The organism is Mailhella sp. (assembly GCF_057866825.1).
In genome coordinates this window covers 1-8,883 of the sequence record NZ_DBMAHT010000086.1, presented here as the reverse complement: position 1 = coordinate 8,883, position 8,883 = coordinate 1, and the positions used below count along the sequence as shown (strand labels likewise).

General features: G+C 63.4%; 7 protein-coding genes. All 7 read left to right on the top strand.

The window, feature by feature from the left end:
• Positions 1-695 (top strand): phosphatidate cytidylyltransferase (locus tag ACZM96_RS08030; RefSeq protein WP_489488416.1); only part of this gene is annotated, 695 nt, incomplete at its 5' end.
• A gap of 106 nt (positions 696-801) precedes the next feature.
• The gene (gene dxr, locus ACZM96_RS08025) at positions 802-2,058 is read left to right on the top strand and encodes a 1-deoxy-D-xylulose-5-phosphate reductoisomerase (protein ID WP_489488415.1); all 1,257 of its coding nucleotides are present in this window, start codon (positions 802-804) and stop codon (positions 2,056-2,058) included.
• A gap of 143 nt (positions 2,059-2,201) precedes the next feature.
• The gene (gene rseP / locus ACZM96_RS08020) at positions 2,202-3,296 is read left to right on the top strand and encodes an RIP metalloprotease RseP (RefSeq protein WP_346664608.1); all 1,095 of its coding nucleotides are present in this window, start codon (positions 2,202-2,204) and stop codon (positions 3,294-3,296) included.
• Positions 3,297-4,064 (top strand): tRNA (adenosine(37)-N6)-threonylcarbamoyltransferase complex dimerization subunit type 1 TsaB, encoded by a 768-nt coding sequence (gene tsaB / locus ACZM96_RS08015; protein ID WP_489488414.1) that lies wholly within the window; start codon positions 3,297-3,299, stop codon positions 4,062-4,064.
• A 717-nt stretch (positions 4,065-4,781) separates the two neighbouring features.
• Complete coding sequence (locus ACZM96_RS08010; protein WP_489488413.1) at positions 4,782-6,002, top strand: efflux RND transporter periplasmic adaptor subunit; 1,221 nt, start codon at positions 4,782-4,784, stop codon at positions 6,000-6,002.
• 320 nt (positions 6,003-6,322) lie between these two features.
• On the top strand, positions 6,323-8,266 hold the full coding sequence (locus tag ACZM96_RS08005; protein ID WP_489488411.1) for a MacB family efflux pump subunit: 1,944 nt from the start codon (positions 6,323-6,325) through the stop codon (positions 8,264-8,266).
• A gap of 4 nt (positions 8,267-8,270) precedes the next feature.
• Positions 8,271-8,883 (top strand): TolC family protein (locus ACZM96_RS08000; RefSeq protein ID WP_489488410.1); only part of this gene is annotated, 613 nt, incomplete at its 3' end.

Genomic DNA, 8,883 nt, shown 5'->3' with positions numbered 1-8,883 from the left:
CCCTCGTGGGGCTGGGCGAATTTCTCTTCCTGTTTCAGCCCTCCGGCGGATGGGGCATGAAAATCCTCGGCCTCGTGCTCGGCCTCGTCTTTCTCGCCGCAAGCGCCTTCTCTCTTCCGTCCGAGCCTGCGCTCGCCGTGTGCGCCATGCTCGCCGCCATCTACGCCCTCGTCGCATGGAGCCGCGAAAAATCGCTGGATCCGCTGCGCCGCGCCGCTGTCATGATCTGCGGCGTGTTCTACATTCCTCTGCTGCTCGCCCCGGCCATGCACTTCACCCGCTGGGAACAGCTCTTCGTCGTGCTGCTGCCCGCCGCTTCCGACATGGCCGCCTACTTCGCCGGCGTGAGCTTCGGCAAACATCCCATCTGGCCCGGCGTCAGCCCCAAGAAAAGCATAGAAGGCTCCATTGCCGGACTCCTGGCCTCCGTCGTCGTGGCCTGCGGCATGGGCTTTGCCCTCGGCAGCGCCCCCCTCTGGGCCTTCGCCGCCCTCGGCGCGGGCATGGGCGTCATGGCGCAGCTCGGCGACTTCTTTGAATCCGCCCTGAAGCGCGCCGTCAACGTCAAGGATTCCAGCCACCTGCTGCCCGGTCACGGCGGCGTGCTCGACAGGCTCGACAGCATTTCCTTCTGCGTGGGAACCTACGCCGCCGCCTCGGCCCTGTATCCGTTCTTCGCCCAGGCCGCCCAGTAGTCAGGCAGACGGCAACTCTTTCCGGCGTTTTCCGGCCCGTTCGGAAAACGCCTCCCCTTTTTTTCGGCAGCGCCTCCGCGCCGACCTTTCCAACAAGCGCTCTTTCATGAAGTACATCAGCAAGATTCCCGGCGAACTCGACGCCCTGCCCTTTCCCCGCCGCGTGGCCCTCATGGGCTGCACCGGCTCCATAGGCACCAGCACCCTGCGCGTGCTGGACGCCTGGCGCGACTCCGGCCGCTTCGAGGTGCGCGCGCTCGCCGCAGGAAGAAACATCGCCCTGCTGGCCAAACAGGCGGAAGACTGGCGGCCCCCCTACCTCGCCGTGCTGGAAAAGGACGGCCCCCACGGCGTGGACGCCCTCGCCGCCCTGCTTCCTTCCTCCTACCGGCCCGAAATAGTCTGGGGACAGGAAGGCTACGCCGCCCTCGCCGCCCTCGACGACGTGGATATGGTGCTCTCCGCCCAGGTGGGCGCGGCGGGCCTGCGCGCCACCGTGGCCGCCGCCGCGGCAGGCAAGACCATCTGCCTCGCCAACAAGGAATCGCTGGTGCTCGCGGGCGATCTCATCCGCAACATCTGCCGTCGCACCGGCGCGGTCATCCTCCCCGTGGACTCCGAACACTTCGCCCTGTTCGAGGGCATGGTCGGCCGCAGCGAAAACGACATCGCCCGCCTCGTGCTCACGGCTTCTGGCGGCCCCTTCCGCACCAAGGACGCCGCATTTCTCAAAAACGTCCGCCCCGAAGACGCCCTCAAACATCCCAACTGGTCCATGGGCGCAAAAATCACCATTGATTCCGCAACTCTCATGAACAAGGGGCTGGAAATCATCGAGGCCTGCCATCTCTATCACATGCCCGCGCGCGACGTCGTCGTGGTGGTGCATCCGCAGTCCATCGTGCATTCGCTCGTGGAACTCACCGACGGAGCCCTCATGGGACATTTCGCCGTGCCGGACATGCGCGTGCCTATTGCCGACTGCCTTTCCTGGCCTTATCTTCCTGACGGAAGAGTCACGGGCATCCGGCCTCTCAATCTCGCCGGCATCGGCACCCTCACCTTCGAGGAGCCGCGTCTCGACCTCTTCCCCTGCCTCGATCTGGCGCGCCGCGCCCTGGCCCAGGGCCACACCGTGGAGCTCAACGCCGCCAACGAAGTGGCCGTGGCGCGCTTCCTTGCCGGCAACATCGGCTTTACCGACATTCCGGCTCTGGTGCGCGACATGCTCGACGACGCCTCCGACAGGCAGAACTTCGACCTCGACGACGGCCCCCTTGCTCCGCAGGCGGCCCGCGCCGTGGAAGCCGTGGAACAAACCGACAGCGCCACCCGCCGCAAGGCGGAAGCCTGGCGGCCCTGACCTCGAACGTTCCCCCGCAGGCAAGGCACAGGCCTGTCCTGCGGCTGCGCCGGAACCTCGCCTGCGGCGCAAACAGCACTGCGCTCCCGCCGCAGTCCGTTCAACCTCAACGGAGCGGACACTCTCCGCCCCATCGGGAAACCATGCAGTCACTACTCCATTATCTTTCCTACTGGGATGCCGCCCTCGCCGTGGTGCTGGTGTTCGGCGGACTCATCTTCTTTCATGAACTCGGCCATTTTCTCGCCTTCCGCGCGTTCAAGGTAGGCGTCATCACCTTTTCCATCGGCATGGGACCGAAGCTGTGCAGCTTCAAGCGCGGCAAAACCGAATATCGCCTCTCCTGGCTGCCCTTCGGCGGCTACGTGTCGGGCGTGGGCGAGTACAGCAACGAAGTGGAAAGCCTCGGCTTCACCCAGGAAGAGGCCGTGAACAACAGACCCGCCTGGCAGCGGCTCATCATTGCCTTTGCCGGGCCGTTCATGAACCTCGTCATCGCCTGGATCATCTACTGGGGCCTCACCCTCAGCACGGGCCTCGCCATTCCGCTCCCGCAGGCCGGAGCCATCGTGCAGAACAGCGCCGCCATGCAGGCAGGCATGCTCCCCGGCGACATCATCACCGCCATCGACGGCGTCAAAATCGACCGCTGGTCCCAGGTGCCCGAAACCGTGGGCGCTTCCGGCGGCCGCACCCTCAAAGTGGACGTGCTGCGCAACGGCGAGCCCCTCTCCTTCGACATGACTCCCACCCGCAGCGAACGCGCCAACATCTTCGGCGAAAAGGAAATCGCCTGGCTCATCGGCGTGCAGGCCTCCGGCGCGGTGCGCTACGAACCCAAGAACTTCCTTGAGTCCGCGGCTCTCGGCCTGCGCCAGACCTGGAACATGATCGACGTCACCCTCACCGGCGTGAAAAAAATGATCACCGGTTCCGTGTCCGCCGATTCCGTGGGCGGCCCCATCCTCATCGCTCAGATGCTCGGCCAGCAGGCAGAAGCCGGCATCGTGCCCCTGCTGCTGCTCACCGCCCTCATCAGCGTCAACCTCGGCCTGCTCAACCTCTTTCCCATCCCCGTGCTCGACGGCGGAGCCATCCTGTTCTGCATCGTGGAAATCATCGTGCGCCGCCCCGTGCCCGAAAAAGTGCAGGAATGGTCCATGCGCGTGGGCGCAAGCCTGCTCATCGCCCTCATGATTTTCGCCACCTTCAACGACGTTATGCGCTGGTTCAAATAAATGCGTGAACTTACTCTTATTCTGAATACTGCGGAAAAGCGCGTCCAGTTCGCGCTGTGCGAAAACGGCGCTCTGCTCTGCGGGCAGAACTGGCTCGCCCAGCGCGGCGGCACCGAACTGCTCGCCCCCGCCCTGCGCGAAGCCTGCTCCCGACTCGGCACTGCCCCCGCGGCCATCCGCCGCATCGCCTGCGTGGCCGGCCCCGGCAACTTCACCGGCCTGCGCATCGGCCTCACCACCGCATCCGGTCTCGCCCGCGCCCTGAACGCCAAACAGGCCGGTCTCAACTACCTCCAGTGCCTCGCCGCGTCCGCTCCCGCCCTCCCCGGCGAAGAAGTCCTCGCCCTCACCAATGCCCGCAAGGGACTCGCCTACGTCGCCCGCTTCCGCGCCGATGAAAACGGCATCCCCCAGCCCATCGACAATACCTTCCTCATGCCCATTCCCCCGCTGCCCGAGGGCGTCAACCTCGGCTCCCCCGCCTTCGTCATCGGCAGCGCTCTTACCAGCAATCCCGATTGCCTGCGCAGCGCCCTCCCCGCCGCAAGACTCCTCATCAACCAAACCGCCCCCTCCTTCGACGCCCTCGTCGCCCTGGAACAGCGCATCAACTGGGATAACCAGACAGGCGCCGATATCCCCCCCCTCTACCTCCGCGACTGCGACGCCGTCGAAAACCTCGACGCCATCGCCCGCAGCCAGGGCCGTACCCCCGAAATCGCCCACCAGGAACTCGAACGCCTCACCCACGCCCCCCTCGCTGAGTGAAAGGCAGAAAGGCAGAAAAGGCAGGAAAGACAGGAAAGGCATCGGGGGAGATAATCTCCCCCGACCCCCCATAATTTGCGGGACGAACCCTGACGGGTCCGTCCCGCAGATTTTTTGGGGGAACGGAGAAAATTTATCCATCCTCAAAATCCCAACGACGTCCCCCCCTCATTCCATCACCGCGGCCCTTGCCATTCCGACGTCTATTCCCCCACCTTGCATCCTCTTACCCAACATCTGGAAATCATTCATTAATCACGACTGTCCGGCGAAAGCCGGACAGGAGTCGGCCACCGCAGGTGGGCGCAGCAGCGCACACCTGCACTGAGTCCGCAGACCGAACAGCGCCCGCCAGACACGCCCAAGCCTCGCAGCCCGGCCTTTCCGCACTTCCGTCATTTTCGGCAACGCGCCCTGCCTGCCCGCCAGCGCCCCGCCGAGGGCGAAGCCGTCGGCGGAAACAGGGGGGCGCGGGGGGAATTATTTCCCCCGCATGCCTTTTCTGCCTTTCCTGCCTCTCTAAAAAATGTTTCTGTGTATTACAGTGTTAGGGGGTGAAAACACAGGTTTTTTGGGGCATGGGTGGGGCGGCCGTGCGGGGTGGGTGCAATGATTTGAAACAAAGTTTCATTTACCAGCGGCGCATTTTTTGTTTATATCCTTTTTTGCGGAGTGGTTCCGTCATTTCATATTGACCATTGCAAAGTGAGCCTTTCCATGAACAAAAAGCTCCTCATCCCTGTTATTCTGATTGCGCTTGCGGGCGTCGGCGGCTACTGGTGGCACATGCAGCGCAGCAATGCCTCGCAGATTCACTATCTTACGGAAACCGTCGTGCGGGGCAGCATTCGCAAGACGGTCAACGCCACGGGCGAGGTGGACGCCGTGCAGCTGGTCACGGTCGGTTCGCAGGCTTCGGGCAAGATCATGGAGCTGAACGCGGTGATCGGTCAGAAGGTGAAGAAGGGCGAGCTTATTGCGCAGATTGATCCCACCACGCGGCAGAACGATCTCGACACCGCCCGCGCTTTGCTCAAGACGTATCAGGCGCAGCTTGAGTCGCGCAAGATTGCGCTCAAGGTGGCGCAGACCCAGTACGACCGCGAAGTGAAGCTGAGAAAAAGCGATTCCACCTCGCGCGCCAATCTGGAAGACGCCGAAAACACGCTGGCCGCCGCCCGCGCGAGCGTCACGGAAATGGAATCGCAGATTCTGCAGCAGGAAATTGCCGTGAACACGGCGGAAACGAATCTCGGCTACACCAAGATCGTAGCTCCGCTCGACGGCGTGATCGTATCCGTGCCTGTGAAGGCCGGTCAGACCGTCAACGCCAATCAGACCACCCCCACCATTGCCGAAATCGCCGATCTCACCGACATGGAAATCAAAATCGAGGTTTCGGAAGGCGACATTCCGTTCATTCAGAAGGGCATGAAGGTGCGCTACACCCTGCTCGGCGCGCCCGACAAGGTATATACCACCACCATTTCCTCCATTGATCCGGGCGACACCACGCTTTCCGACGCCACGTCGTCCTCGTCGGGAGCGTCGTCGTCGAGTTCGTCAAGCTCGTCGAGTTCGTCGTCGAGTTCCGCGGTGTACTACTACGCCAAGGCCCGCGTGCCCAATCCCGACGGCGTGCTCCGCCTCAGCATGACCACCCAGAACGTCATCGAAATAGCCTCCGCCGACAACGTGCTTCTCGTGCCCAGTCTGGTGCTCGAAAACGACGGCCGCGGCAACTATTCCGTGCGCGTGCTCGGCAAGGACAACAAGGTGGAAGTGCGCAAGGTGGAAACCGGCCTCACCAACAACGTGATGACCGAAATCAAATCCGGCCTCAGCGAGGGAGAGTCCGTCATCGCCACGCAGATGTCGAGCTCCGAAATTCAGGACAGTCTTGCCAATCCCCGCAGCAACCGCAGGCCGCCCCGCTGATGCAGGGCCAGGCGGGAACGCCAACGCCGGGCTGCGACATCCGCAAAGCGTCCGCTCCCTTTGATGCGGCGGCCCCGCCCGACCGAATAGGGGCTGACGCGCTGACGGGCTCAAAGATGCGGCGCGACATTCCCGAGGCTCCGGATTCAACGCCCGCGCGATGCCGGGCACGAAGGCCGGGGCAAGCGCCCCGAACTTCCGCTCCAGATGGTGGACGATCGACTCCCCGCCTTCCGCGCAGCCCCGGGCATTCCCGCACGGCGCGCAAAAAACGGCACAGAGCGCAAAAAAGCCCGCTTTTCCCGAACAGAGGAACTTTCATGGTCACTCTCGAAGTACGCAACATCGGCAAGCACTACGGCAGCGGCGAAAGCCGCGTGCAGGTGCTGAAAAACGTCAGCCTGAGCATCGAGCGCGGCGATTTCGTCGCCATCATCGGGCAGTCCGGATCGGGCAAGTCCACGCTCATGAACATTCTCGGCTGTCTCGACACGCCTTCCGAGGGCGACTACCTCGTGGACGGCGTATCCACGCACGGCCTCTCCCCCGACGCTCTGGCCAGGCTGCGCGGCGAAAAATTCGGTTTCATCTTCCAGCGCTACAACCTGCTCGCCAGCCTCAGCGCTCAGGAAAACGTGGCCCTCCCCGCCGTGTACGCCGGCATGGACGGGCAAAAGCGCAGCGCCCGCGCCCATGAACTTCTGGTCAAGCTCGGCCTCGACGGCAAAACCGGAAACAAGCCCAACGAACTTTCCGGCGGTCAGCAGCAGCGCGTTTCCATCGCCCGCGCCATGATGAACGGCGGCGACATCATCCTTGCCGACGAACCCACCGGCGCGCTCGATTCCAAAAGCGGCGAAAACGTCATGGCCCTGCTCATGCAGCTCAACGCCGAAGGCCATACCCTCATTCTCGTCACCCACGACAGGCACATTGCCGAATACGCCAACCGCATCATCGAAATCAAGGACGGCGAAGTCATCAGCGATCAGCGGAAAAAGCCCATCGCCAACGCAGAGGGAGCAAAGCCCGCCGCCGCGCCCGCCGCTTCCTGGAAATATCTGCGCGATCAGCTCGCCGAAGCCTTCCGCATGTCGGTGCAGGCCATACTCGCCCACAAGATGCGTTCGCTGCTCACCATGCTCGGCATCATCATAGGCATTGCCTCGGTGGTCTCCGTGGTCGCCCTCGGCCGCGGCTCCCAGGAAAAAATTCTGGCCGGCATCAACGCCATGGGCACCAACACCATCGACATCATGCCCGGCCGCAGCTTCGGCGACAGAAACTCCGCCCGCTACACCACCCTCACCGTGGACGACTCCGACGTGCTCGCCGAACAGAGCTACATTGCGAGCGCCACCCCCTCCGCCAGTTCCAGCGGCAGCTTCGTGTACCGCAACCTCTCCGCCAACGGCTCCCTGAGCGGCGTGGGCGAGCAGTACTTCAGCGTGAAGGGCCTCGAACTCGCCCGCGGCAGACTCATCAACCGCGCCGACATCGACGAGGCCCGCGCCGTCGCCGTGCTCGACGACAACACCGTGCAGGAACTCTTTCCCAACGGCGAAGATCCCATCGGGGCCGTCATCCTGTTCAACAAGCATCCCTTCGAGGTGGTGGGCGTCACCAAAAAGCCCAACGCCACCTTCGGCCCCCGCAGCAACCTCACCGTCTGGACGCCCTACACCGCCTACATGGCCCGCGTGTCCGGCAGCCGCACCATTTCTTCCATCACGGTCAAAATCGCCGACGGCGTCTCCGCCCAGATTGCCGAAAAGGAACTCACCCGCCTGCTCACCTCGCGTCACCGCGGCGTCACCGACTTCTTCACCATGAACACCGACAGCATCCGGCAAACCATGGAAAGCACCACGACCACCATGCGCCTGCTCATTTCCTGCATCGCCTTCATCTCCCTGCTCGTGGGCGGCATCGGCGTGATGAACATCATGCTCGTTTCCGTCACCGAACGCACCAGAGAAATCGGCGTGCGCATGGCCATCGGCGCACGGCAGTTCAACGTGCTCCAGCAGTTCCTCATCGAAGCCGTGCTCATCTGCGTCATCGGCGGCGTCACGGGCGTGCTGCTCTCCGCAGGCATCGGACTGCTGTTCAACTCCTTCATCTCCGACTTTCCCATGTCGTTCTCGTCGGGGTCCATCGTGCTGGCCATCACCTGTTCCACCTTCATCGGCATTATTTTCGGCTACATGCCCGCCCGCCGCGCCGCCACGCTCAATCCCGTGGACGCGCTCGCCCAGGAGTGATTCCATGAAACACACCGCTCTTTTGTGCGCCGCCCTGCTTCTTCTTTCCGGCTGCGCCACCCGCGACGCTCAGATTCCCGACGAAGGCATCATGTCCGAAGCCCAGATGCAGCAGCACTACCAGATCGACCGCCAATGGTGGACGCAGTACAACGATCCCTCCCTCAACAAGCTCGTGGACATGGCCCTTGAACGCAACATTGACCTCGCCCGCAGCGCCATCACCGTGAACCGCGCCCTGTATCAGGCCCGCCAGCTCGGCGCCGAGCTCGTGCCCTGGTTCTCCGGCTCCGGCGACGCCGGTTCCCGCACCGCGCTGGACAGCGGTCATGCCACGCGCAGCTTCAACGCCTCGTTCGGCCTCTCCTACGAACTCGATCTGTGGGGCCGCCTGCGCGACGCCGCTTCGGCACAGGCCTGGGAATTCCATGCCACCGAACAGGACAGGGAAGCCACAAAGCTCGCCCTCGTCAACAGCGTGGTGAACACCTGGTACAGCATGGCCTACACCTCGCGCGCGCTGGAGCTCAGCCGCCAGATGACAGATGGCGAGAAGTTCAATATTTTCATTCTGGAGCTCTCGTTCTTCGGTTGGCTTTTTCTGGGAGCGCTTGCCT